The following is a 20,667-nucleotide window of genomic DNA, read 5'->3' on the forward strand; positions in this document are numbered from 1 at the left end:
AGAGGTGGACGACGGCCCCGGGGCGACCCGGTGGCCGTTTTTCGTTTCTCTCGTGCGGAGATCACTCACGCATGAGGTCACAGGCACACATGACTTTGATTACCCCGGAAGAGCGGATGTCCCAGACGGCTGATTTGTTGCAGTCGCTTGAGAGATCCATTCGCGATCTGCGCCAAGCAGCGGAAGAACTGCGCAAACAGATCGGTGCCGGGGAGGATGCAGATCTTGCTGGTTCAGCCAAGCAACTCGGGCAGTTAGAGGGGCTGATCCGAAGTTGTCAGAAAGTGGAGACAAGCTTTGTCGAACAACATCACAGACAAGCCGGAATTGCCCAAGGGGGGTATGCGCTCGACCTTGAGCGCGCTCGATTTGAGATTGGGTGCAGGCTGGCTCGCCTCCGCGCCTGCTGCGGTTCGGGACAGATTTCTGAGTGAGATCGGGGAGGGGGGGCTGTGCGCCCTCCCTTTCCTGTTCGAGTTCTGGGCACTGCCGCATCAGTTGCCGCCCGAAGGCGACTGGCGGTCCTGGGTTATCATGGGCGGGCGCGGTGCTGGTAAGACGCGGGCCGGGTCAGAATGGGTGCGACAGGTGGTCGAGGGGGCTTTGCCGCTGGATCGCGGCGAGGCGCGTCGTGTGGCCTTGGTCGGTGAGACTTTCGATCAGGTGCGCGATGTGATGATCTTTGGCGATAGCGGGATTTTGCAGTGTTCGCCGCCGGATCGGCGACCTGTCTGGAAGGCGTCCGAACGGAAACTGATCTGGCCAAACGGAGCTGAGGCGCAGGCGTTTTCGGCGCATGATCCTGAGGGGTTGCGCGGGCCGCAGTTCGATGCGGCCTGGGTGGATGAGTTGGCCAAGTGGAAGAAGGCTGGCGAGACCTGGGATATGCTGCAATTTGCCTTGCGGTTGGGGGAGCGACCTCGGGTCTGTGTGACGACCACACCGCGCAATGTGAAGGTTTTGAAGGAATTGCTGGCGTCTCCGTCCACCGTGCAGACCCATGCGCCGACCGAGGCGAACCGGGCCAATCTGGCGGATTCGTTTCTGGACGAAGTGCGCGCGCGTTATGCGGGTACGCGGCTGGGGCGGCAGGAGTTGGACGGCGTGCTGCTGTCGGATGCCGAGGGGGCGTTGTGGACCGGGGCGATGCTGGACGCGGCGCGAGTTGAGAATGTACCAGAGTTGGACCGTATTGTGGTCGCGCTGGACCCAGCGGTGACGGCGGGCTCGGATGCGGATGCCTGCGGGATCGTGGTGGTCGGCGCGCAAGTGCAAGGGCCGCCCGAGGACTGGCGGGCCTATGTACTGGCCGACCGGACGGTGCAGGGCGTTGGCCCGGCGGGCTGGGCGCAGGCGGCGATTGACGCGATGGATGAATTCAGGGCCGAAAGACTGGTGGCCGAGGTCAATCAGGGCGGGCAACTGGTGGAAGAGGTCGTGCGGCAGGTGGACCCTCTGGTGCCTTATCGCGCGGTGCGGGCCTCACGCGGGAAGGTCGCGCGTGCCGAGCCTGTTGCGGCATTGTACGAACAGGGGCGGGTGGCGCATGTCGCGGGGCTGGACGCGCTGGAGGAGCAGATGTGCCAGATGACCGCGCGGGGGTTCGAGGGGCAGGGCTCCCCCGACCGGGTCGACGCGCTGGTCTGGGCGCTGCATGAGTTGGTGGTGGGGCCTGCGGGGGCGTATCGGCGGCCTCGCGTGCGGACTTTGTAGATGCAATCAATGAATATGTTTTTCCTTTGTATTGCGATACATCACAGCTTGACGTTCTCATATGGATAGCCCAGCTTTTGCGTGACTATTATCTAAGGTTGCGCACTCGATGGGCGATGTAACTCACCTAGATCACTCTAGTTCGGTGTTTCGAATAATGCCGCCAACGACTAATGTATTGGGCCGAACTTTCCTTTTTCGATCTTCACAGTTAGGAACCGCTGTTTCAGTCCAGTATAAAGGCAATCATTATTTTATCACGGCCAACCATTTAGTTGATGACAGGCTAGAAAAACCGATTGCAATAAAGAGTCGATCTGGCTGGGAGTACCTCAGTTCTGCTGTTTTGCTAACTAAGTCAGTCGATCTTGATATCGCTGTATTCAGTAACCCTCTATACCCTGTCGATTTTCTTGATAAGCTGTCGCTTCCGCTAGATATGGATGGCCTTGTTTGCGGGCAGCACGTACACTTCCTAGGTTTCCCTCTGTCGCTTGAGGAATACGTTGACTTCTCGGGTTTGGAGGGGCGCCCTTTCCCATTTCAGAGAGGGGGCTATTGTATCAGCTATTACCGGAAACCGTATGATATTGGACGGGTTCAATACGATAGGTTTCTCTGGTGGACCGGTTGTTCATTATAGAGATGGCTTACATAGAGTTTGCGGTGTCGTTACTGGCTACAAGGAAGAAATCAGACCAGTCGAAATGCCAGATTCCGATTGGCAGTCAGAACTAGATGCCGTTTACAAGCAAAACACTGGAATCACCTACGCAACATGCGCCAGCTCGATTAGAAATCTAATAGACGAAATCGGTTAAGAGCCTGTAAGTGTTTCTCTTTCCATGAATGGTAAGCGCGATTTGCCGTTGCCCAACCTCCGCACGCTCCATTCCCGAGGCTTAAACCTCTTTCCCTCATAACTCTTTTCAACAAGCCGGGCAGAGCGGCGGCAGAAAGGAGCACAGATGGTATTCGATTTCTTGCGTCGTGGAACGGCCGGGGAAGCGCCCGAAGCAAAGGCGAGCGCGGCGGGGCCTGTGGTGGCGTGGCAGACGGGTGGGCGCGTGGCGTGGAGCCCCAGGGACGCGGTGTCGCTGACGCGGACGGGGTTTTCGGGGAACCCGGTGGGGTTCCGCTCGGTCAAGTTGATCGCCGAGGCGGCGGCGGCACTGCCTCTGGTGCTGCAGGATCAGGCGCAGCGCTATGACGTGCATCCGATCATATCTCTGATGCGCCGCCCGAATGCGGCGCAGGGGCGGGCGGAATTGATGGAGGCTTTGTTTGGGCAGTTGTTGCTGTCAGGAAACGCCTATGTCGAGGCGGCACAGGCCGAGGATGGATTGCCGGTTGAACTGCACGTCCTGCGCTCGGACCGAATGAGCGTGGTGCCGGGGGCGGATGGATGGCCCAAGGCGTATGACTATACGGCGGGCGGCAAGAAGCATCGTTTCCCGGCTGATGCGATCTGTCATATCAAGTCATTCCACCCCCAAGACGACCACTACGGGTTCTCGCCGATGCAAGCTGCGGCGATGGCGATTGATGTGCATAACAGCGCGTCGCGGTGGTCGAAATCATTGCTGGACAATGCTGCGCGGCCTTCGGGCGCGTTGGTGTGGAAAGGCGGCGATGGACATGGGGTGATGGCCGAGGATCAATTCCGCCGCTTGTCCGATGAGATTGAGCAAAACTATCGCGGGGCGCGCAATGCAGGCCGTCCGATGGTTCTGGAAGGGGGGCTCGATTGGAAGCCGATGGGTTTTTCACCCTCTGACATGGAGTTTCAAAAGACCAAGGAAGCCGCCGCCCGCGAGATCGCACTGGCCTTTGGGGTCCCGCCGATGTTGCTGGGAATTCAAGGCGACGCGACCTATTCGAACTATCAGGAGGCCAACCGGGCGTTTTACCGCCTGACCGTTCTGCCCTTGGTGACGCGGGTGGCGGCGGCGGTGTCGGAATGGTTGGCGGGCTTTACAGGCGAAGAACTGGTGTTGAAACCCGACCTGGATCAGGTGCCGGCGCTGTCGGCGGAGCGGGATGCGCAATGGGCGCGAGTCAACGGCGCCGAGTTCCTGACAGACGCTGAGAAACGCGTGATGCTGGGGCTACCGGAGCGTGCAGATGGCTGAGGGGTATCCGCCGTTTGATTGTGCGCCGGGCCTGCGCTTGGCTGCGCATGAACGGGTGGCCGAGATCCAGCACGCGCATTTATGCAGGCGGCTGGATCAGATCGAAGAGATGATGGAGCGGCTGGAGAAACGGCTGTGGCTGACGGTCTATGGAGTCGTTGCGGTGATCCTGGCGCAAGCGTTTCAGTCAATTCTGGTGGTGTCGCCATGAATTCAGAGGCTTATGAGGAGGTGTTCATGGATTTAGAACACAAGTTTGCGCGGTTTAGCGATGGATTGTCGGTGACCGAGGACGCGGTGATCGAGGGCTATGCCAGCCTGTTTGGGCAGGTCGATCAAGGGAGCGATGTAGTGCAGAAAGGCGCATATCGCAGGTCGTTGGCTGGGCTAACGGCGGCAGGTCAGCGGGTCAAAATGCTGTGGCAGCACGACCCGGCGCAACCCATCGGTGTCTGGGACGACGTGCGCGAAGATGAACGCGGGCTTTGGGTCAAGGGACGTATGTTGGAAACCACGCAGAAAGGCCGTGAAGCTGCGGAATTGATCCGGGCCGGGGCCATTGACGGGCTGTCGATCGGCTATCGCATCAAACGGGCCATAAAAAATGAAAAGGGCCATCGGGTCCTGACCGAACTGGAGCTGTGGGAGGTGTCGCTTGTGACTTTTCCGATGCTGCCCAGTGCGCGGGTGGCGGCAAAGGGGACGATCCCGGACGCCGAGGACACCCTGCGCAATATTGCCGAGGTGTTTGATCACGCCCGGCAGGAGCTGGCGCGAACCTAGCGCGCCTCAATCCCACCCAAACAAGGAAGTTCTGATGAGCAAGACCGAGACCCCGGCCTTGACCGGAGAGGGTGTGCCCCTGGTTCAGGAGGTGAAGCAGGCGATGACTGGCTTCGTGAGCGAATTCAAGGGCCTGAAGGCTGAAGTTAAAACCAAACTGCAACAGACAGAAGAGCGACTGACCATGCTGGATCGTAAATCAATCACCGCGGCGCGCCCGCATCTTGCGGCTTCAATCGAGGACGGTGCGCCGCATCAGAAGGCTTTCGACGCCTATGTGCGATGCGGTGACGATGACGGCCTGCGCGGCCTTGATATGGAAGCCAAATCGCTGTCCAGCGCCGTTAACAGCGATGGCGGATATCTGGTCGATCCGCAAACCGCCGAGATGATCAAGTCGGTGCTGAAATCCACGGCCTCGATCCGTTCGATCGCTTCGGTGGTGAATGTCGAGGCGAACTCGTTCGACGTGTTGATCGACCACACCGACGTGGGCGCGGGCTGGGCGGATGAAAGTTCTGCTGCGACCGAGACGGCGACCCCGTCTATTGATCGCATCTCGATTGCCTTGCACGAGCTGAGCGCGCTGCCAAAGGCGTCGCAGCGCCTTTTGGATGACAGTGCGTTCGATGTCGAGGGATGGCTGGCTGGTCGTATCGCTGACAAATTTGCCCGCGCCGAAGCGGCGGCGTTCATCTCGGGCGATGGTGCGGACAAGCCAAATGGCATTCTGAACCATGCCAAGGTCGACAATGATGTTTGGACCTGGGGCAATCTGGGCTATGTCCCGACCGGCATTGACGGTGGTGTCGATGCGGACGCGATTGTCGATGTGGTTTATGCGCTGGGCGCGCAATACCGCGTCAATGGCACCTTCGTAATGAATTCGAAAACTGCTGGTGTGATCCGCAAGCTAAAGGACAGCGATGGCCGCTTCCTGTGGTCGGACGGTCTGGCTGCGGGTGAGCCTGCGCGCCTGATGGGCTATCCGGTTCTGATTGCCGAGGACATGCCGGATGCGGGCACCGACAGTTTCTCGATTGCCTTTGGTGACTTCCAGGCCGGCTACACTATTGCCGAGCGCCCTGATCTGCGCGTCTTGCGTGATCCGTTCAGCGCCAAGCCGCACGTTCTGTTCTATGCGACCAAGCGTGTCGGCGGCGACGTGAGCGACTTTGCCGCGATCAAGCTGGTGAAATTCGGCACCGCCTAAGCGGTGACGGATCCGGGGGGTCATTGGCCCCTCGGGCGCGGGCGCGGGCCGGGGTGAGATCCCCTGCGTTGTCTAGCTGCTCCCCTCCGTCCGAGCAACGTGGGGCGGTGCGTGCCCGTCATTTTCTTGAGTGAGGCCCCCGGAGGGGTCCGAGATTGCGGAGTGAATGGATGATGTTGATCGAAGAAACCGCCATCGCGGATGCGGCGCTGCCGGTGGATCAGTTTAAAGCGCATCTGCGGCTGGGCACAGGCTTTGCCGAAGGCAGCGTTCAGGACGATGTGCTGAAAGGCTTTCTGCGCGCAGCCGTTGCGGCGATCGAAGCGCGCACAGGCAAGGTTCTGATCGAGCGCGATTTTTCCTGGAGCCTGACCGTCTGGCGAGACCAGTCGGGTGAAGTGTTGCCGGTGGCTCCGGTCACCGAGGTCAAGAGTGTGACGCTGGCAGATGCAGACGATGCAGAGACGGTTGTCACCTCGGATAGATACCGGTTGGAAAAAGACGCGCAGCGTCCCCGGCTACGCTCCGTTGGGGCACTGATGCCGAAGATGACAAAGGGTGGTTCTGTCAGGATCGTCTTTGGCGCTGGGATGGCAATGGATTGGGGCGGGTTGCCCGCCGATCTGGGGCAGGCGGTGCTGTTGTTGGCCGCGCATTACTACGAATACCGCGATGAGACAGCGCTGGGTGCCGGGTGCATGCCGTTTGGTGTCACCAGCCTGATCCAGCGCTATCGCACAGTTCGGTTTGTTGCAGGGGTCGTGCAATGAAAGCGCCGCGGTTGAACAGAAAGCTGGAGTTGGAAGCGCCGGTGCGCGTGGCCAATGGATCAGGCGGATACACCGAAACCTGGGTACCGCTGGGCACGGTATGGGCCGAGGTGACCGCGCGCAGCGGGTCAGAGCGGCAGGTGGCTGGCGTCCCGGTATCGCGGGTCGGCTATCGCATCGTGGTCCGGGGCGCGCCCACAGGCTCCACCATGCGGCCATCGCCGGATCAGCGCTTTGCAGAGGGCGCACGTCGTTTTGTCATCCGCGCTGTCGCCGAGTGTGATCCGCGTGGCCAGTACCTGACCTGTTTCGCAGATGAGGAGGTGGCAGCATGAGCTATGGCGTTTCAGCAGCCCTGCAGGCGGCGGTGTTCAAGCAGATTTCAGAGGATACGCAGGTTAACAATTTGTCGGGTGGCGCGATCTATGACGCGGTGCCGGCCGGAGCAGTACCACAGACTTATGTGACGCTGGGACCGGAAGAGGTTCGTGATGTCTCTGACCGATCGGGTGGAGGTGCGGTGCACCGGTTCACGGTCTCGGTCGTATCCGAAGCCGCAGGGTTCGGGGCCGCCAAGACCCTGGCAGGAGCCGTGTGTGACGCGCTGGAGGGTGCCTTGCCCAGCCTTGATCGCGGGCGTCTGGTGGGCCTGTGGTTCGAGCGCGCATCAGCCCGGCGCACCGGGACCGGTGGAGCGATCCGCCAGATCGACCTGAAATTCCGCGCCCGCGTGGAAGATGACTAACCAATCAACGGAGAGAGCATATGGGTGCCCAGAACGGCAAGGACCTGTTGGTCAAAGTGGATATGAACGGCAGCGGTCTGTTTGAAACGATCGCGGGATTGCGCGCCACGCGTGTCAGCTTCAACGCGGAAAGCGTGGATGTCACCAGCCTGGAAAGTCAGGGAGGTTGGCGCGAACTTCTATCGGGTGCCGGGGTCAAATCGGCTTCCATATCCGGCTCGGGAGTGTTCAAGGACGCCGGGACTGATGAACGCGCGCGGCAATTGTTCTTTGACGGCGAAACACCGGATTTTCAGGTCATCATCCCGGATTTCGGCATTGTTGCCGGGCCGTTTCAGGTCACAGGTGTCGAATATGCGGGCTCGCACAACGGCGAGGCGACTTATGAGATGAGTTTGGCCAGCGCCGGCGCGCTGAGTTTTACGGCGCTGTAAGCCGATGGCCAATCCGTGGACAGGCGAGGTGGCTTTGACCATCGATGGAGAACGGCGGGTGCTGAAGCTGACGCTGGGTGCTTTAGCGGAATTGGAACAAGAGCTGGGTGCCGGTTCGCTGGTGGAACTCGTGCAACGGTTCGAAGGCGGAGCCTATTCCAGTGGTGACGTATTGGCACTGATCGTGGCCGGGTTGCGAGGCGGTGGCGGCGACGTCAACCGCACCGATCTGCTGAGCGCCGAAATTGAGGGTGGCCCGATGGCAGCTGCGCGTGCGGCAGCGGAGTTGTTGGCGCGGGCCTTCATGGTGCCGGATCAGGCATGAGCGGGTTCGACTGGCCCGCCTTGATGCGGGCCGCGCTTGTTGGCCTGCGTCTGACGCCGGATCAGTTCTGGCGACTGACCCCGGCCGAATTGCAACTGATGCTGGGGCAGGGCGCAGGGATCCCGGCGATGAACCGGGCTGGCCTGGATGCGTTGCTGAAGGCCTACCCGGACAAATTACAAGGAGAGCGTGATGACGGATCGTGACGGGTTTGACGACTTGCAGGAACGCGGCGATGCGCTGGGAGACTCGCTGGGTGACGCGGCATCTATGGCGGCTGCTTTTGACGGCCAGATGAAACGGATCAGCGCGGCGTTTGAGGAAACGGGCAAGGATGTCGCGACGCTGGAACGCGGCATGTCCAGCGGGTTGCGCAAAGCCTTCGATGGCGTAGTGCTAGATGGGATGAACCTGTCCGATGCGCTGGACGTTTTGAAGAACTCAATGATCCGCACGGCGTATTCGGCAGCGATCAAGCCGGTGACGGATCACTTTGGCGGGATGCTGGCCGGAACCGTTGGCGGTCTGGTGCAGGGGCTTTTGCCATTTGCCGACGGTGGCAGTTTTTCGCAAGGCCGGGTGATGCCTTTCGCCAATGGCGGCGTTGTCAGCGGCCCAACCACATTTCCCATGCGTGGCGGAACCGGGTTGATGGGGGAAGCCGGACCCGAAGCGATCATGCCTTTGGCGCGCGGGTCAGACGGTAAGCTTGGGGTGCGCACCTCGGGAGGTGGGCGTGCCGTCAATGTCGTGATGAACATCACCACCCCGGACGTTCAGGGGTTCCGTCGCAGTCAAAGCCAGATTGCGGCGCAGATGAGCCGCGCACTGGGGCGCGGCAATCGCAACAGGTAACTTGAGGGAGCAGGCCATGAATTTCCATGAGGTTAGATTTCCCGCCAGCTTGAGCTTTGGTTCGGTTGGCGGCCCCGAGCGGCGCACAGATATCGTGACACTGGCCAACGGGTTTGAAGAACGCAACACGCCCTGGGCCCATTCAAGACGACGCTATGATGCCGGGCTCGGGATGCGCTCGCTTGACGATATCGAAGCGCTGATTTCGTTCTTCGAGGCGCGGCAGGGGCAGATGTTCGGATTTCGGTGGAAGGATTGGTCTGACTTCAAGTCGGGCGCAGCAACGGCTGAGGTAGACAATGCCGATCAGGTCATTGCACGTGGCGACGGCAAGACGACCGAGTTCCAGTTGTTGAAAACTTACAACTCTGGCGGGTTCAAATACGTCCGTCCGATCCTCAAGCCAGTTCTAGGGACCGTCAAACTTGGCCTTGAGCAGGACGAAATGCGCGAAGGCGTGGATTTCGAGGTAGATCTGGCGCGGGGCCAGGTCACGTTTACGAACGCGCCACCGCAAGACGTCGAGATTACGGCAGGGTTCGAATTTGACGTGCCCGTTCGTTTTGACACCGACAAGATCCAGACCAGCGTGGCCAGCTTTCAGGCAGGCGACGTGCCCAACGTTCCGGTGGTCGAGGTGCGGGTCTGATGGGCGGTAATGCACAGGGGTTGCAGGAGCACCTGCAAAGCGGGCTGACGACAACCTGTCGATGCTGGGCCATCACGCGCACGGATGGGCAGGTTTACGGCTTTACCGATCATGATATGGAGCTGCGCTTTGACGGGCTGGTCTTCAAGGCGAGCAGTGGTCTGACCGCGGCAGCGATCGAACAGGCGACAGGCCTTTCGATTGACAACTCCGAGGCGATGGGCGCGCTGTCTGATGCGGCAATCAGGGAAGAAGACATCGAAGCCGGGCGGTTTGACGGCGCTCAGGTACGGGCCTGGCTGGTGAACTGGGTGAACCCTGAACAAAGGGTATTACAGTTTCGTGGCTCGATCGGGGAAATGCGGCGCGGTGGCGGGGCGTTTCACGCTGAGTTGCGAGGGTTGACCGATCTGCTGAACCGGCCCTTGGGGCGGATTTACCAAAAGCCATGCACCGCAGTGCTGGGCGACGGCGCTTGCCGATTCAACGTGGCAACGCCCGGTTTTCAGGCAGAAGCGGAGATCGTCAGTCTGTCGTCGGGCAGTTTGCTTCAACTGAAAGGGGCGGACGCGCCGGATATGGCATGGTTCGAACGTGGTCGTTTGGATGTGATTTCCGGCACGGCCTCGGGTCTTTGGGCGTCGGTGAAACAGGATGAGCGTATTCCGGGGGGGCGCAATGTCACCTTATGGACGGGGATCAGTGGCGGGCTGACAGTCGGTGATCGTGTCCGGCTGACCGCCGGGTGCGATAAACGTATGGAGACCTGTCGAAGAAAGTTCAACAACCTCATCAATTTCCAAGGTTTTCCGGACTTACCAGGCGAGGATTGGGTGATGGCTGTTCCTAAGAAAGACAAACCGAATAAAGGGGGCAGCAGACGATGACAGTAGACCGGCAGGACATAGTTGCAGAAGCGCGCCGATGGCTAGGCACGCCGTATGTGCATCAGGCGTCCGTCAGGGGCGCGGGGGCGGATTGTTTGGGATTGCTACGCGGCATCTGGCGCGCGCTGTACGGAGCTGAGCCGGAGTCCGTGCCGAACTACAGCATGGACTGGTCAGAGCCACAGGGGGATGAACGCATGTGGGATGCGGCCCGCCGAAATTTGACATCAAAGCGGCCCTCGGAACTGGCAGTAGGCGACGTTTTGCTGTTCCGCATGCGTGATGGCGGCGTCGCCAAACATGTGGGTGTTGTCAGCGAAACCGGCGCGGTCCCTCGGTTCATTCACGCATATTCCGGGCACGGAGTTGTAGAAAACGCCCTGAGCGACCCTTGGCGTCGCCGGGTTGTCGCCTGTTTCGCATTCCCGCCGGAGGTCAAGTAAATGGCTACGATTGTACTTTCCGCAGCAGGCGCTGCCCTTGGTGGCTCGATCGGTGGCACTGTCGCGGGTCTTTCCACGGCAATCATTGGCCGGGCTGTCGGCGCGACTTTGGGGCGGGTAATCGACCAGCGGTTGATGAGTCAATCTGTGATGGGTGGCGGCAGCGAGGTTGTCGAAACCGGGCGTCTGGATCGTTTCCGCCTGACCGAAACCGGAGAGGGGGCTTCGGTCACTACCGTGTTCGGCCGTATGCGTGTTGGCGGGCAGATCATCTGGGCATCGGACTTTCTGGAAACCCGCAGCACCAGCACGACAACCCAATCCACGCGGGGTGGAAAAGGGTCTCGTCGGCCAAGCTCGGCCACAACAACCACGACCACGCATACCTACAGCTATTCGATCTCGCTGGCGATTGCCGTGGGCGCTGGGCAGATCTCCGACATCTCACGTATCTGGGCCGATGGTGAAGAGCTTGAGCGCGTCGGGCTGAATATGCGCCTGTACAAGGGCACCGACAATCAATTGCCTGACCCGTTGATCGAGGCGGTCGAGGGCACCGGACAGGTCCCTGCGTACCGGGGCACCGCATATGTGGTGATCGAGGACCTACAGCTTGCTGCATTCGGCAACCGGGTCCCGCAGTTTTCCTTTGAGGTTGTCCGACAGGAACAGCCGGGGCTGCCCGACACACTCGGTGCTGTATCCCAGATCGTGCGCGGCGTGGCGATGATCCCGGGTACGGGCGAATATTCTCTGGCCAGCAGGCAGGTGAATTATTCCAAAGGGCAGGGGCAAAGCTGGGCTGCGAACGTGCATTCGGCTTCGGGCGTTTCCGATCTGATCACCTCAACTCACGCGCTGAATGCTGAATTACCCGCCTGCGAAGCGGTGTCGCTTGTCGTGTCGTGGTTTGGCGACGATCTGCGGTGCGGTCAGTGCAAGGTGCAGCCAAAGGTCCTGCACAAAGAGTTTGATGGCGAGAACATGCCGTGGAGCGTATCAGGCGTATCCCGAGCTGCTGCACAGGTTGTTCAGATCGAAAATGATCGACCAGTATATGGGGCGACACCTGCGGATGCGTCGGTGGTCGAGGCGATCCGGCATCTGAACACATCCGGCAAGCGGGTGATGTTCTATCCCTTCATCTTGATGGACCAGTTGCGCGGCAATGGCCTGCCGGATCCGTGGTCTGATGCCACCGATCAACCGCACCTGCCTTGGCGAGGGCGGATCACGCTGAGCCAGGCACCAGGCCGCAACGGATCTCCGGATAAGACAGCCGGGGCTGACGCGCAGGTTGCGCAATTCTTTGGCCAGGCCCGCGCTGGTGACTTTGTCGTCGCCGATGGCACCGTCACCTATACCGGCCCGCAAGAATGGGGTTTGTTCCGCTTCATTTTGCACTATGCGGCGCTCTGCAAGGCAGCTGGCGGTGTGTCGTCGTTCTGCATCGCATCCGAGATGCGCGGCCTGACGCAAATCAGGGGCGCGACCGGGTTTCCTGCGGTGGCGCAGATGCAGATCCTCGCGGCTGAAGTGCGCAAAATCCTGGGGCCGGATACCAAAATCGGCTACGCGGCCGACTGGAGCGAGTATTTCGGTTACAAACCCGTCGATGCTGGCAGCGACCGGTACTTTCATCTGGATCCGCTTTGGGCCGATGACAATATCGACTTCGTTGGTATCGACAACTACATGCCCCTGTCTGACTGGCGGGACGGAGAAGATCACGCCGACGCCAAAGCGGGCGTAGATGCGATCTATGATCTGGACTACCTGCGCGGCAATGTTGAAGGTGGGGAAGGGTACGACTGGTACTACGCCTCGACCGAGGAATCCAAAGCGCAGATCCGGTCAGCGATCGAAGATCAGGCGCATGATGAGGCATGGATCTGGCGATACAAGGATATTCGCAACTGGTGGTCGCAACCGCATCACGAACGGATCGGAGGCGTGCGTCAAGCCAATCGGACCGCATGGGTGCCTCGGTCCAAGCCGATCTGGTTCACGGAACTGGGTTGTGCGGCCATCGACAAAGGCACCAATCAGCCGAACAAGTTTCTGGACCCGAAATCCTCGGAATCCAAGCTGCCGCGCTATTCCAACGGTCTGCGGGATGATTTCATTCAGGTGCAATATCTCAAGGCGATTTTGGGCTATTGGTCCGAGGCAAAAAACAACCCGGTTTCCAATACTTACGGCGGCCGCATGATTGATCTGTCCAATGCCTATCTCTGGGCTTGGGATGCGCGACCATATCCAACCTTCCCGAATCTGCAAAGCCAGTGGAGTGATGGTGAGAACTACGCGCGAGGGCATTGGTTGAACGGGCGGTCGGGGTCGCGCACGCTGGCATCGGTAGTGACCGAGATTTGTCACGGGGCTGGTGTGACCGACATCGACACGTCGCGCCTTTATGGTTTGGTGCGCGGCTATGCTATTGAACAGGTCTCGGACGCGCGATCAGCCTTGCAGCCGCTGATGCTGCGCTATGGTTTCGATGCAATCGAGAGGGATGGCGTATTGCGGTTCCAGATGCGCAATGGGCAACGCGCCATCACACTAAATCAGGAACATCTGGCGCTCAGCTCGGATATTGAGGCCGGTATCGAACATCGCCGCGAAGCTGAGGCTGAAATGACTGGCCGGGTGCGCTTGCGCTTTGTTCAATCGGATGGGGATCATGACATCATCGCGGAAGAGGCCGTTCTGCCCGACACGCGGACCCATTCGGTGTCTGTCAACGAGATGCCCCTGTCCATGACCCGTGCCGAAGGTCGTCAGACGGCGGAACGGTGGCTAAGCGAGGCGCGGGTGTCCCGCGAAACCGTGCGCTTTGCGCTGCCGCCTTCGTTGGGGCACATCGGCGCGGGGGATGTCGTCAGCCTGGGTGAGGGCGGGCAGGGTGCGCGTTTCAGGATCGATCGACTGGAGCAAGCCGAGATGCAATTGGCGGATGCCGTTCGGATCGAACCAGGAATGTACGCGCCGTCTGACCTGCCTGATGACATAGTCTCGACCAAGCCCTTCGTCGCCCCGGTTCCGGTTCTGCCGGTTTTCATGGATCTGCCGCTGATAACCGGCTCAGAGGTGCCGCATGCGCCTTTCCTGGCTGTGTCCGCCGACCCCTGGCCTGGCAGCGCCGCAGTGTATTCGGCCGTGAATGATGAGGATTATACCTTGCAAGAGGTTATCTCGGCACAGGCCGTCATCGGGTTTACTCAATCGCCTTTGCGGCGCGCCGGCGTAGGGGTTTGGGACGACGGTGCGCCGCTGCGCGTCAGGCTGGTCGATGGCTTGCTGGAATCGCGCCCGCGCGACGCTTTGTTGAATGGTGCCAATCTGGCCGCAATAGGGGACGGGACGCCCGGCAACTGGGAACTGTTCCAGTTCGCCAGCGCCGAACTTGTGGGTCAGGGGACCTACGCCCTTTCAGGGCGTCTGCGCGGGCAATTGGGGACGGACAGTGTCATGCCCGACACCTGGCCTGAAGGTTCAACTTTTGTCTTGCTGGATGAAAGAGTTTTCCAAACCGGGTTGCTGCGGTCTGAACGGCGCGTGGCGAAACATTATCGCATTGGGCCGGGAACACGTGCCTACGACGATCCTTCTTTCCTCCACCAGGTTCACGCCTTCGACGGCAACGGACTTCGGCCATATGCTCCGGTGCATGTCAAATCGGCAAAAATCGGAGCGGGTGACGAAATTTCGTGGATCCGTCGAACCCGGCTGGACGGCGATGGCTGGGATGGATTTGACGTGCCGTTGGGGGAAGAGACTGAATCCTATCTGGTGAAAATCAGGATCAACGGGTCAGCAATACGCGAACAGGTTACGTCAGAGCCGCGCTGGACATACCCATCTACGATGAAAGCCGCCGATGGCGTAACCGGCACTTACGAGGTTGATGTGGCACAGATCTCAGCCAGCTACGGGCCGGGTCCCGCCGCACGTCTTCTGGTTGGGTAAGGCACGTATGCGTCCTGTTTTGCACGGCGATGTAAGTGCCGCGGCGCGGGTGTTGCTAAACGCGCCGCCTTCCGACCGGGAACGCCTGTGCACCAGAATGATCAACGAAGCTGAACTGGCCGACATCTATGTCGGCAATACAGGCCGGCTACACCCGCTGTTTGGTAATGGCTCATTGATGACAGTGGCCCGAACCCGGCCATTAGCCAACGAGCCAAGCTTTGACGATTTGCAATATTGCCAGTGTTTTGAGATGGTTCTGCGATGCCTGGTTCAATTCCGCGTTACCCGGATGCGCAGCTGACGCACTTGCTGGCCGCTGGATCAAGGTTCAGACGACCAACCGGAATCTCTTCGCCGCAATCCTCGCAATACCCGAATTCACCATCCTTGACCCGGGTCAGGGCCACTGACAATCGGCGTGTTTCGATATCCCGATTCGCTTGCTGAGCCTTGGCCATGGCCTGATTTTGCAGGGCGTCCATCCGGCTGAGCCGCCCGACTGCCTGTTGGTCCAGTTCAACAACTGCTTGTGCCTCGGTTCCAAGCGCAGAATGTGCGGCCAATTCGTCCAATCGCGCGCGGATACGGGCTTCGAAATCCTCCAACTGGGCTTCATTCATTTTCGTTGCCCTGCAGATCACGGGTTTGCGTTTGGTGATTTTACAACTAAATGGCATTCTAGGCGCAGCAAAGGATGAAAAGCCATGTTCGAAACGCGCAGCCACGTGACCCCCGTCGACCCTGTTTGGGATCGCATCACCGCCGAAGCTCAGTCGGCAGTTGAGATTGAGCCTTTGATGGGTGGGCTGGTTCACGCCTGTATCTTGCACCACCGCAGCCTGGAACGGGCGCTGTCCTACCGGATTGCGGCCAAGCTGTGCTCGAACGAAATGTCGATGATGGTACTGCGCGAGATCGTGGACGAAGCCTATGCCGACGACCCCGCACTGCTCGAAGCTGCGCGCGCGGATTTGATGGCCGTCTACGAACGCGACCCGGCCTGCCACCGCCTGTTGCAACCAATCCTTTACTTCAAAGGGTATCAGGCGATGCAAGCCTATCGCGTGGGGCACTGGTTGTGGCGCAAGGGGCGTTACGATCTGGCGTATTTCTTTCAGATGCGCTCGTCCGAGATTTTCGGGATTGATATCCACCCCGCGGCAAAGATCGGCAAAGGTATCATGATCGACCACGCGCATTCGATCGTGATTGGTGAAACGGCGATCGTTGGCGACAACGTCTCGATGTTGCATTCGGTGACCCTTGGCGGGACCGGCAAGGAAGAAGAACAGCGCCACCCCACGATTGGCGATGGGGTGCTGATCGGGGCAGGTGCCAAAGTTCTGGGCAATATCGTAGTTGGCCACTGCAGTCGTATTGCTGCAGGCTCGGTGGTGCTGCAGGAAGTGCCTGCTTGCAAAACCGTGGCTGGAATACCGGCCAAGATCGTCGGAGAGGCCGGGTGCGATCAACCCTCGATCTCGATGGATCACATGCTGGGCAAAGACCAGTAACTCAAGTCAGTTCAAGCGGTCGTTCTTTTTGATCGACCGCTTGCGCCGCCGTTCTTCACGCCGCTTTTTTCGTTCTTCTTTCCTTTTCGCGCGTTCAGCTTCACTTTTGACCGTCTCGGCTGGATCAGAACTGAAGGCGGAATGTTCACCCGGATAGGTATTTGGCTTCGCCGCCGCAACCGTCGGCATACCAAACACAAGTGTTGTAACCAGCAAGAAGTTTACCGAATAGGTGGAAGTCATAGGTCGCCTGTGTCCGTGATTTTCATTCAGACAAGGTGGTTGACGGTAGTCGTCGGCGCAACACGCGCGGTGATCACAAGCTCTCACATGACGGTTGTGATCTGGTTGGGTCGCGCCGGTCTGGTATCGGCGCGACCCTGATTTTCCTTAGGCCAGCATGACCATCGGGTTTTCCAGGTTGTCCACAATGGCTTGCAGCAACTGGGCGCCAAGCGCACCGTCAATGACTCGATGATCGACAGACATTGTCACCGACATAACAGTAGCTACTGTCAGTTCACCGTCATCGCCGACAACCGGTTTTTTCAGCCCGGTTCCCACTGCCAAGATGCCTGCATGCGGCGGGTTCACGATGGCGTCGAAATTGTCGATACCGAACATGCCAAGGTTCGAGACCGCGAATGTGCCGCCCTGATATTCATGCGGTGCCAGCTTGCGTTCGCGGGCACGCCCGGCAAGGTCCTTCATCTCGGTCGACAATGCGGACAGCGATTTAGTGTCGGCGTCTTGCAGAACCGGAGTAAACAATCCGCCTTCGATGGCGACTGCGACAGCCACGTCCGAGGGCTTAAGCTGCAGAACCCGATCACCGGCCCAGACGGCGTTACATTCGGGAACCTGTTGCAGCGCGTTGGCGACAGCCTTGATGATGAAGTCGTTGACGCTCAACTTTACGCCGCGGCCTTCCAACTGCTTGTTCAGCTGGCTGCGGAACTTGAGCAACGCGTCCAGCTTGATATCGCGGCGCAGGTAGAAATGCGGGATCGTCTGCTTGGCCTCGGACAGGCGGGCAGCGATGGTCTTGCGCATCCCGTCAAGCTTGATCTCTTCGTAGTCGCGACCTTCGTACATCCGGGCAACAGCATCCGCGGACGGACCGGCCGGAGCTGCGGCGGCTGCCGGTGCAGCAGCGGCGGGTGCGGATGCGGCAGCCGGAGCCGGGGCAGTTGCAGTTGCGCCTTCGACATCTGCTTTCACGATCCGCCCATGTGGGCCAGAACCAGCGATCTGCGCCAGATCCAGACCTTTCTGGGCCGCGATACGGCGGGCCAGAGGAGATGCGAAGATCCGACCGCCATCCGCCTTGGCCGGAACAGCCGAAGCAAGGGCGGGCGCCTCGGGTGCAGCTGGCGCGGCAGCCTCGTTGCTCGCGGAAGCAGCAGGAGCAGCCGCCGGCGCAGCGGCAATGTCATCCGCGCTTTCGCCGTCTTCCAGCAGCACCGCGATCGCGGTGTTTACTTTGACCCCTTCGGTGCCTTCGGGGATCAGGATCTTGCCGATTGTGCCTTCGTCGACGGCCTCGAATTCCATCGTGGCTTTGTCGGTTTCAATCTCCGCCAGCAGGTCGCCGGACGAGACGGTATCGCCTTCCTTGACCAGCCATTTGGCAAGGGTGCCTTCCTCCATGGTCGGCGACAGGGCGGGCATCAGAATTTCCGTGGGCATCTGTCTGTCGCTCCTTACCGGTAGGTCACTTGTTTGACGGCTGCGATCACTTCTTCGGTTGTGATCAGCGCCAGTTTTTCCAGATTTGCGGCATAAGGCATCGGAACATCCTTGCCGGTGCAGTTGATGACCGGCGCGTCGAGGTAATCGAACGCCTCTTGCATCACCACGGATGAGATGTAGCCGCCGACCGAGCCTTGCGGCCAGCCTTCTTCGACGGTCACCAGACGGTTGGTCTTCATCACCGAGTTGATGATCGCGCCTGTGTCCATTGGCCGGATAGTGCGCAGGTCGATCACCTCGGCACTGATACCGTCCTCGGCCAGCTTGTCGGCGGCCTCAAGCGCATATTGCATGCCGATGCCAAAGCTAACGATGGTCACGTCCGAACCTTCGCGCCAGATACGTGCCTTGCCCAGCGGGACGGTCAGATCATCCACCTGCGGCATGTCAAAAGAACGGCCGTAAAGGATTTCGTTTTCCAAGAACACAACCGGGTTCGGATCGCGGATCGCTGATTTCAACAGTCCTTTGGCGTCAGCCGCCGAATAAGGCATTACCACTTTCAGGCCAGGCACTTGCATATACCACGCAGCGTAATCCTGGCTGTGCTGCGCACCGACGCGAGCAGCGGCACCGTTGGGGCCACGGAATACGATGGGGCAACCCATCTGACCACCGGACATGTACAGCGTCTTGGCCGCCGAGTTGATGATCTGGTCAATCGCCTGCATGGCGAAGTTGAAGGTCATGAACTCGACAATCGGTTTCAGTCCGGCCATGGCGGATCCGACAGCGATGCCGGCAAACCCGTGTTCGGTAATCGGGGTGTCGATCACGCGCTTGCTGCCGAATTCGTCCAGCATGCCCTGGCTGATTTTGTAGGCGCCCTGATACTCGGCGACTTCTTCGCCCATCAGGTAAACGTCTTCGTCACCACGCATTTCTTCGGCCATCGCGTCGCGCAAAGCTTCACGCACGGTCTGCTGGACCATTGGTGCATCCGCCGGCCAGTCCGGGGAAAGATCCACCTTGGGTGCCGCAGGTGCGGTTGCAGCGGGGGCGGGGGCTTCTGCTGCCAGGGGGGCAGCCTCAGCCACCGCCGCGCCTGCGGGCGCAGCCGCTAGGATGGCCGAGGCGTCTTCGCCTTCTTCAACCAGCACTGCGATAGGGGTGTTCACTTTAACCCCCTCGGTGCCTTCGGCGATCAGGATCTTGCCGACGATGCCTTCATCGACGGCTTCGAACTCCATCGTCGCCTTGTCGGTTTCGATCTCGGCCATAATATCGCCGCTGGATACGGTGTCGCCTTCCTTGATCAGCCACTTGGCCAATGTGCCCTCTTCCATTGTGGGCGAAAGGGCGGGCATGAGAATTTCGGTTGCCATGTCTTAATCGTCCTCTCAGGCGTAAATGTCGGTCCAGAGCTCTTCGACGGAAGGCTCGGGGCTTTCTTTCGAGAATTCGGCGGCTTGATTGACGATCTCTTTGATCTCTTTGTCGATCGCCTTCAGATCATCCTCGGTCGCGTGTTTGCCGGTCAGCAGCAGTTCGCGCACATGTTCGATCGGGTCGCTTTGTTCGCGGACTTTCTGAACCTCTTCGCGGGTGCGGTACTTGGCCGGGTCGGACATCGAGTGGCCGCGGTAGCGGTAGGTTTTGATCTCAAGAATATAGGGGCCTTTGCCCGCACGGCAGTGCGCGACAGCCTTTTCCCCAGCGGCTTTGACAGCCAGTACATCCATGCCGTTGACGATCTCACCTGGGATGCCGAACGCTTCGCCGCGGTGGTAGATATCTTTGGTCGAGGTCGAGCGCGCCTGCGCCGTACCCATGGCGTATTGGTTGTTCTCGATCACGAACACCACCGGCAGATCCCAAAGGGCGGCCATGTTGAAGGTCTCATAGACCTGGCCCTGGTTCGCAGCGCCGTCACCGAAATAGGTGAAGGTCACGCGACCATTGCCCTTGTATTTGTCCGCAAAGGCCAGTCCCGCACCCAGCGGAACCTGTGCGCCAACGATGCCGTGACCACCATAGAAATGCTTCTCTTTCGAGAACATGTGCATCGAGCCGCCCTTACCTTTGGACAGACCACCGATGCGCCCGGTCAGCTCGGCCATCACGCCGCCTGGATCCATGCCGCAGGCCAACATATGGCCGTGGTCGCGGTATGAGGTAATACGCTTGTCACCTTCTTCGGTCGCAGCCTCAAGGCCGACAACAACGGCCTCTTGGCCGATGTAGAGGTGGCAGAAACCGCCAATCAGACCCATGCCATAGAGCTGACCGGCCTTTTCCTCGAATCGGCGGATCAGCAGCATTTCACGGTAGTATTCGGTAAGTTCTTCCGCAGAAACATTTGGTTTCTTTGTGGTTTTTCGCGCAGCCATTGTGGCGATCTCCCCCTCTCGGCAAGATAGTTTAGCGTTAAACTATCTCATAAAGCATTTGTTGCTTTCTGGCGAGGGGAAATGTGACGCAGCGTCCGGCAAGGCAGAATTCAGCGCGTGATCATGCGGTTAACCCGTGGGGTGGCATCC

Annotated in this window: 23 protein-coding genes; 18 read left to right on the plus strand and 5 right to left on the minus strand. The window is 59.7% G+C overall.

Annotation, left to right across the window (positions count from 1 at the left end; genetic code table 11):
- The first annotated feature begins 342 nt into the window (after positions 1-342).
- The 17 genes from AC2FFH_RS08060 to AC2FFH_RS08140 all read left to right on the plus strand — a co-directional run bounded on the left by AC2FFH_RS08060 (position 343) and on the right by AC2FFH_RS08140 (position 15,222).
- Entirely contained in the window at positions 343-1,713 is a 1,371-nt protein-coding gene (locus AC2FFH_RS08060) for a DNA-packaging protein (RefSeq protein WP_496844258.1), read from the plus strand.
- 968 nt (positions 1,714-2,681) lie between these two features.
- A complete protein-coding gene (locus tag AC2FFH_RS08065) occupies positions 2,682-3,845 on the plus strand; it encodes a phage portal protein (protein ID WP_496844167.1) in 1,164 nt (387 codons plus the stop codon).
- Complete coding sequence (locus AC2FFH_RS08070) at positions 3,838-4,056, plus strand: GTA head formation protein, RCAP_rcc01685 family (RefSeq protein ID WP_108860356.1); 219 nt, start codon at positions 3,838-3,840, stop codon at positions 4,054-4,056. The genes AC2FFH_RS08065 and AC2FFH_RS08070 overlap by 8 nt, the downstream gene beginning before the upstream one ends.
- Positions 4,057-4,082: 26 nt before the next feature.
- Positions 4,083-4,628 carry an HK97 family phage prohead protease gene (locus tag AC2FFH_RS08075; protein ID WP_496844168.1) on the plus strand — a complete coding sequence of 182 codons (546 nt, stop codon included), beginning with the start codon at positions 4,083-4,085 and terminating at the stop codon, positions 4,626-4,628.
- 34 nt (positions 4,629-4,662) lie between these two features.
- A complete protein-coding gene (locus tag AC2FFH_RS08080; RefSeq protein ID WP_282169346.1) occupies positions 4,663-5,841 on the plus strand; it encodes a phage major capsid protein in 1,179 nt (392 codons plus the stop codon).
- A 170-nt stretch (positions 5,842-6,011) separates the two neighbouring features.
- Complete coding sequence (locus tag AC2FFH_RS08085) at positions 6,012-6,611, plus strand: head-tail connector protein (protein WP_496844169.1); 600 nt, start codon at positions 6,012-6,014, stop codon at positions 6,609-6,611.
- Positions 6,608-6,946 carry a phage head closure protein gene (locus tag AC2FFH_RS08090; RefSeq protein ID WP_496844170.1) on the plus strand — a complete coding sequence of 113 codons (339 nt, stop codon included), beginning with the start codon at positions 6,608-6,610 and terminating at the stop codon, positions 6,944-6,946. The genes AC2FFH_RS08085 and AC2FFH_RS08090 overlap by 4 nt, the downstream gene beginning before the upstream one ends.
- Entirely contained in the window at positions 6,943-7,356 is a 414-nt protein-coding gene (locus tag AC2FFH_RS08095; RefSeq protein WP_496766979.1) for a DUF3168 domain-containing protein, read from the plus strand. Before AC2FFH_RS08090 ends, AC2FFH_RS08095 begins: the two co-directional genes overlap by 4 nt.
- Before the next feature lie 20 nt (positions 7,357-7,376).
- On the plus strand, positions 7,377-7,790 hold the full coding sequence (locus AC2FFH_RS08100) for a phage major tail protein, TP901-1 family (protein ID WP_496696792.1): 414 nt from the start codon (positions 7,377-7,379) through the stop codon (positions 7,788-7,790).
- 4 nt (positions 7,791-7,794) lie between these two features.
- Positions 7,795-8,115, plus strand: coding sequence for a gene transfer agent family protein (locus AC2FFH_RS08105; protein ID WP_496723416.1), 321 nt, complete (start codon positions 7,795-7,797; stop codon positions 8,113-8,115).
- A complete protein-coding gene (locus tag AC2FFH_RS08110) occupies positions 8,112-8,321 on the plus strand; it encodes a rcc01693 family protein (protein ID WP_496844171.1) in 210 nt (69 codons plus the stop codon). Before AC2FFH_RS08105 ends, AC2FFH_RS08110 begins: the two co-directional genes overlap by 4 nt.
- Positions 8,308-8,970 (plus strand): RcGTA-type gene transfer agent tail tape measure protein, encoded by a 663-nt coding sequence (locus AC2FFH_RS08115; protein ID WP_496722543.1) that lies wholly within the window; start codon positions 8,308-8,310, stop codon positions 8,968-8,970. Before AC2FFH_RS08110 ends, AC2FFH_RS08115 begins: the two co-directional genes overlap by 14 nt.
- Positions 8,971-8,986: 16 nt before the next feature.
- Complete coding sequence (locus tag AC2FFH_RS08120) at positions 8,987-9,619, plus strand: phage distal tail protein, Rcc01695 family (protein WP_496766981.1); 633 nt, start codon at positions 8,987-8,989, stop codon at positions 9,617-9,619.
- Positions 9,619-10,506, plus strand: a complete 888-nt coding sequence (locus tag AC2FFH_RS08125) for a phage/gene transfer agent baseplate hub protein (RefSeq protein ID WP_496844172.1) — start codon at positions 9,619-9,621, stop codon at positions 10,504-10,506. The genes AC2FFH_RS08120 and AC2FFH_RS08125 overlap by 1 nt, the downstream gene beginning before the upstream one ends.
- Positions 10,503-10,949 carry an NlpC/P60 family protein gene (locus tag AC2FFH_RS08130; RefSeq protein WP_496766983.1) on the plus strand — a complete coding sequence of 149 codons (447 nt, stop codon included), beginning with the start codon at positions 10,503-10,505 and terminating at the stop codon, positions 10,947-10,949. Before AC2FFH_RS08125 ends, AC2FFH_RS08130 begins: the two co-directional genes overlap by 4 nt.
- Positions 10,950-14,918 (plus strand): baseplate multidomain protein megatron, encoded by a 3,969-nt coding sequence (locus AC2FFH_RS08135; protein WP_496766984.1) that lies wholly within the window; start codon positions 10,950-10,952, stop codon positions 14,916-14,918.
- Positions 14,919-14,925: 7 nt separating this feature from the next.
- Complete coding sequence (locus tag AC2FFH_RS08140; protein ID WP_496766985.1) at positions 14,926-15,222, plus strand: DUF7742 family protein; 297 nt, start codon at positions 14,926-14,928, stop codon at positions 15,220-15,222.
- Here AC2FFH_RS08140 and AC2FFH_RS08145 read toward each other — a convergent pair.
- Entirely contained in the window at positions 15,203-15,541 is a 339-nt protein-coding gene (locus AC2FFH_RS08145) for a TraR/DksA family transcriptional regulator (protein WP_496766986.1), read from the minus strand. The two genes, AC2FFH_RS08140 and AC2FFH_RS08145, sit on opposite strands and share 20 nt — an antisense overlap.
- 84 nt (positions 15,542-15,625) lie before the next feature.
- Between AC2FFH_RS08145 and cysE the strand changes: the two genes are divergently transcribed.
- Positions 15,626-16,435 carry a serine O-acetyltransferase gene (gene cysE / locus AC2FFH_RS08150; RefSeq protein ID WP_058277511.1) on the plus strand — a complete coding sequence of 270 codons (810 nt, stop codon included), beginning with the start codon at positions 15,626-15,628 and terminating at the stop codon, positions 16,433-16,435.
- Positions 16,436-16,441: 6 nt separating this feature from the next.
- On the opposite strand, the gene AC2FFH_RS08155 is transcribed toward cysE, so the two are convergent.
- The 4 genes from AC2FFH_RS08155 to pdhA all read right to left on the minus strand — a co-directional run bounded on the left by AC2FFH_RS08155 (position 16,442) and on the right by pdhA (position 20,517).
- Positions 16,442-16,678 (minus strand): hypothetical protein, encoded by a 237-nt coding sequence (locus tag AC2FFH_RS08155; RefSeq protein ID WP_496844173.1) that lies wholly within the window; start codon positions 16,676-16,678, stop codon positions 16,442-16,444.
- Positions 16,679-16,825: 147 nt separating this feature from the next.
- On the minus strand, positions 16,826-18,124 hold the full coding sequence (locus AC2FFH_RS08160; protein ID WP_496844174.1) for a pyruvate dehydrogenase complex dihydrolipoamide acetyltransferase: 1,299 nt from the start codon (positions 18,122-18,124) through the stop codon (positions 16,826-16,828).
- Positions 18,125-18,138: 14 nt separating this feature from the next.
- Positions 18,139-19,512, minus strand: coding sequence for a pyruvate dehydrogenase complex E1 component subunit beta (locus AC2FFH_RS08165; protein WP_496766989.1), 1,374 nt, complete (start codon positions 19,510-19,512; stop codon positions 18,139-18,141).
- 15 nt (positions 19,513-19,527) lie between these two features.
- On the minus strand, positions 19,528-20,517 hold the full coding sequence (gene pdhA / locus AC2FFH_RS08170) for a pyruvate dehydrogenase (acetyl-transferring) E1 component subunit alpha (protein ID WP_058273998.1): 990 nt from the start codon (positions 20,515-20,517) through the stop codon (positions 19,528-19,530).
- Positions 20,518-20,667 lie beyond the last annotated feature (150 nt).

It is taken from the genome of Ruegeria sp. YTSC003 (genome assembly GCF_059609785.1).

What these genes read in the sequence shown, in the direction of transcription:
- AC2FFH_RS08060 (WP_496844258.1), top strand. Translation starts at nt 343, where the DNA reads ATGCGCTCGACCTTGAGCGCGCTCGATTTGAGATTGGGTGCAGGCTGG.
- AC2FFH_RS08065 (WP_496844167.1), top strand. Translation starts at nt 2,682, where the DNA reads ATGGTATTCGATTTCTTGCGTCGTGGAACGGCCGGGGAAGCGCCCGAA.
- AC2FFH_RS08070 (WP_108860356.1), top strand. Translation starts at nt 3,838, where the DNA reads ATGGCTGAGGGGTATCCGCCGTTTGATTGTGCGCCGGGCCTGCGCTTG.
- AC2FFH_RS08075 (WP_496844168.1), top strand. Translation starts at nt 4,083, where the DNA reads ATGGATTTAGAACACAAGTTTGCGCGGTTTAGCGATGGATTGTCGGTG.
- AC2FFH_RS08080 (WP_282169346.1), top strand. Translation starts at nt 4,663, where the DNA reads ATGAGCAAGACCGAGACCCCGGCCTTGACCGGAGAGGGTGTGCCCCTG.
- AC2FFH_RS08085 (WP_496844169.1), top strand. Translation starts at nt 6,012, where the DNA reads ATGATGTTGATCGAAGAAACCGCCATCGCGGATGCGGCGCTGCCGGTG.
- AC2FFH_RS08090 (WP_496844170.1), top strand. Translation starts at nt 6,608, where the DNA reads ATGAAAGCGCCGCGGTTGAACAGAAAGCTGGAGTTGGAAGCGCCGGTG.
- AC2FFH_RS08095 (WP_496766979.1), top strand. Translation starts at nt 6,943, where the DNA reads ATGAGCTATGGCGTTTCAGCAGCCCTGCAGGCGGCGGTGTTCAAGCAG.
- AC2FFH_RS08100 (WP_496696792.1), top strand. Translation starts at nt 7,377, where the DNA reads ATGGGTGCCCAGAACGGCAAGGACCTGTTGGTCAAAGTGGATATGAAC.
- AC2FFH_RS08105 (WP_496723416.1), top strand. Translation starts at nt 7,795, where the DNA reads ATGGCCAATCCGTGGACAGGCGAGGTGGCTTTGACCATCGATGGAGAA.
- AC2FFH_RS08110 (WP_496844171.1), top strand. Translation starts at nt 8,112, where the DNA reads ATGAGCGGGTTCGACTGGCCCGCCTTGATGCGGGCCGCGCTTGTTGGC.
- AC2FFH_RS08115 (WP_496722543.1), top strand. Translation starts at nt 8,308, where the DNA reads ATGACGGATCGTGACGGGTTTGACGACTTGCAGGAACGCGGCGATGCG.
- AC2FFH_RS08120 (WP_496766981.1), top strand. Translation starts at nt 8,987, where the DNA reads ATGAATTTCCATGAGGTTAGATTTCCCGCCAGCTTGAGCTTTGGTTCG.
- AC2FFH_RS08125 (WP_496844172.1), top strand. Translation starts at nt 9,619, where the DNA reads ATGGGCGGTAATGCACAGGGGTTGCAGGAGCACCTGCAAAGCGGGCTG.
- AC2FFH_RS08130 (WP_496766983.1), top strand. Translation starts at nt 10,503, where the DNA reads ATGACAGTAGACCGGCAGGACATAGTTGCAGAAGCGCGCCGATGGCTA.
- AC2FFH_RS08135 (WP_496766984.1), top strand. Translation starts at nt 10,950, where the DNA reads ATGGCTACGATTGTACTTTCCGCAGCAGGCGCTGCCCTTGGTGGCTCG.
- AC2FFH_RS08140 (WP_496766985.1), top strand. Translation starts at nt 14,926, where the DNA reads ATGCGTCCTGTTTTGCACGGCGATGTAAGTGCCGCGGCGCGGGTGTTG.
- AC2FFH_RS08145 (WP_496766986.1), bottom strand. Translation starts at nt 15,541, where the DNA reads ATGAATGAAGCCCAGTTGGAGGATTTCGAAGCCCGTATCCGCGCGCGA.
- cysE (WP_058277511.1), top strand. Translation starts at nt 15,626, where the DNA reads ATGTTCGAAACGCGCAGCCACGTGACCCCCGTCGACCCTGTTTGGGAT.
- AC2FFH_RS08155 (WP_496844173.1), bottom strand. Translation starts at nt 16,678, where the DNA reads ATGACTTCCACCTATTCGGTAAACTTCTTGCTGGTTACAACACTTGTG.
- AC2FFH_RS08160 (WP_496844174.1), bottom strand. Translation starts at nt 18,124, where the DNA reads ATGCCCACGGAAATTCTGATGCCCGCCCTGTCGCCGACCATGGAGGAA.
- AC2FFH_RS08165 (WP_496766989.1), bottom strand. Translation starts at nt 19,512, where the DNA reads ATGGCAACCGAAATTCTCATGCCCGCCCTTTCGCCCACAATGGAAGAG.
- pdhA (WP_058273998.1), bottom strand. Translation starts at nt 20,517, where the DNA reads ATGGCTGCGCGAAAAACCACAAAGAAACCAAATGTTTCTGCGGAAGAA.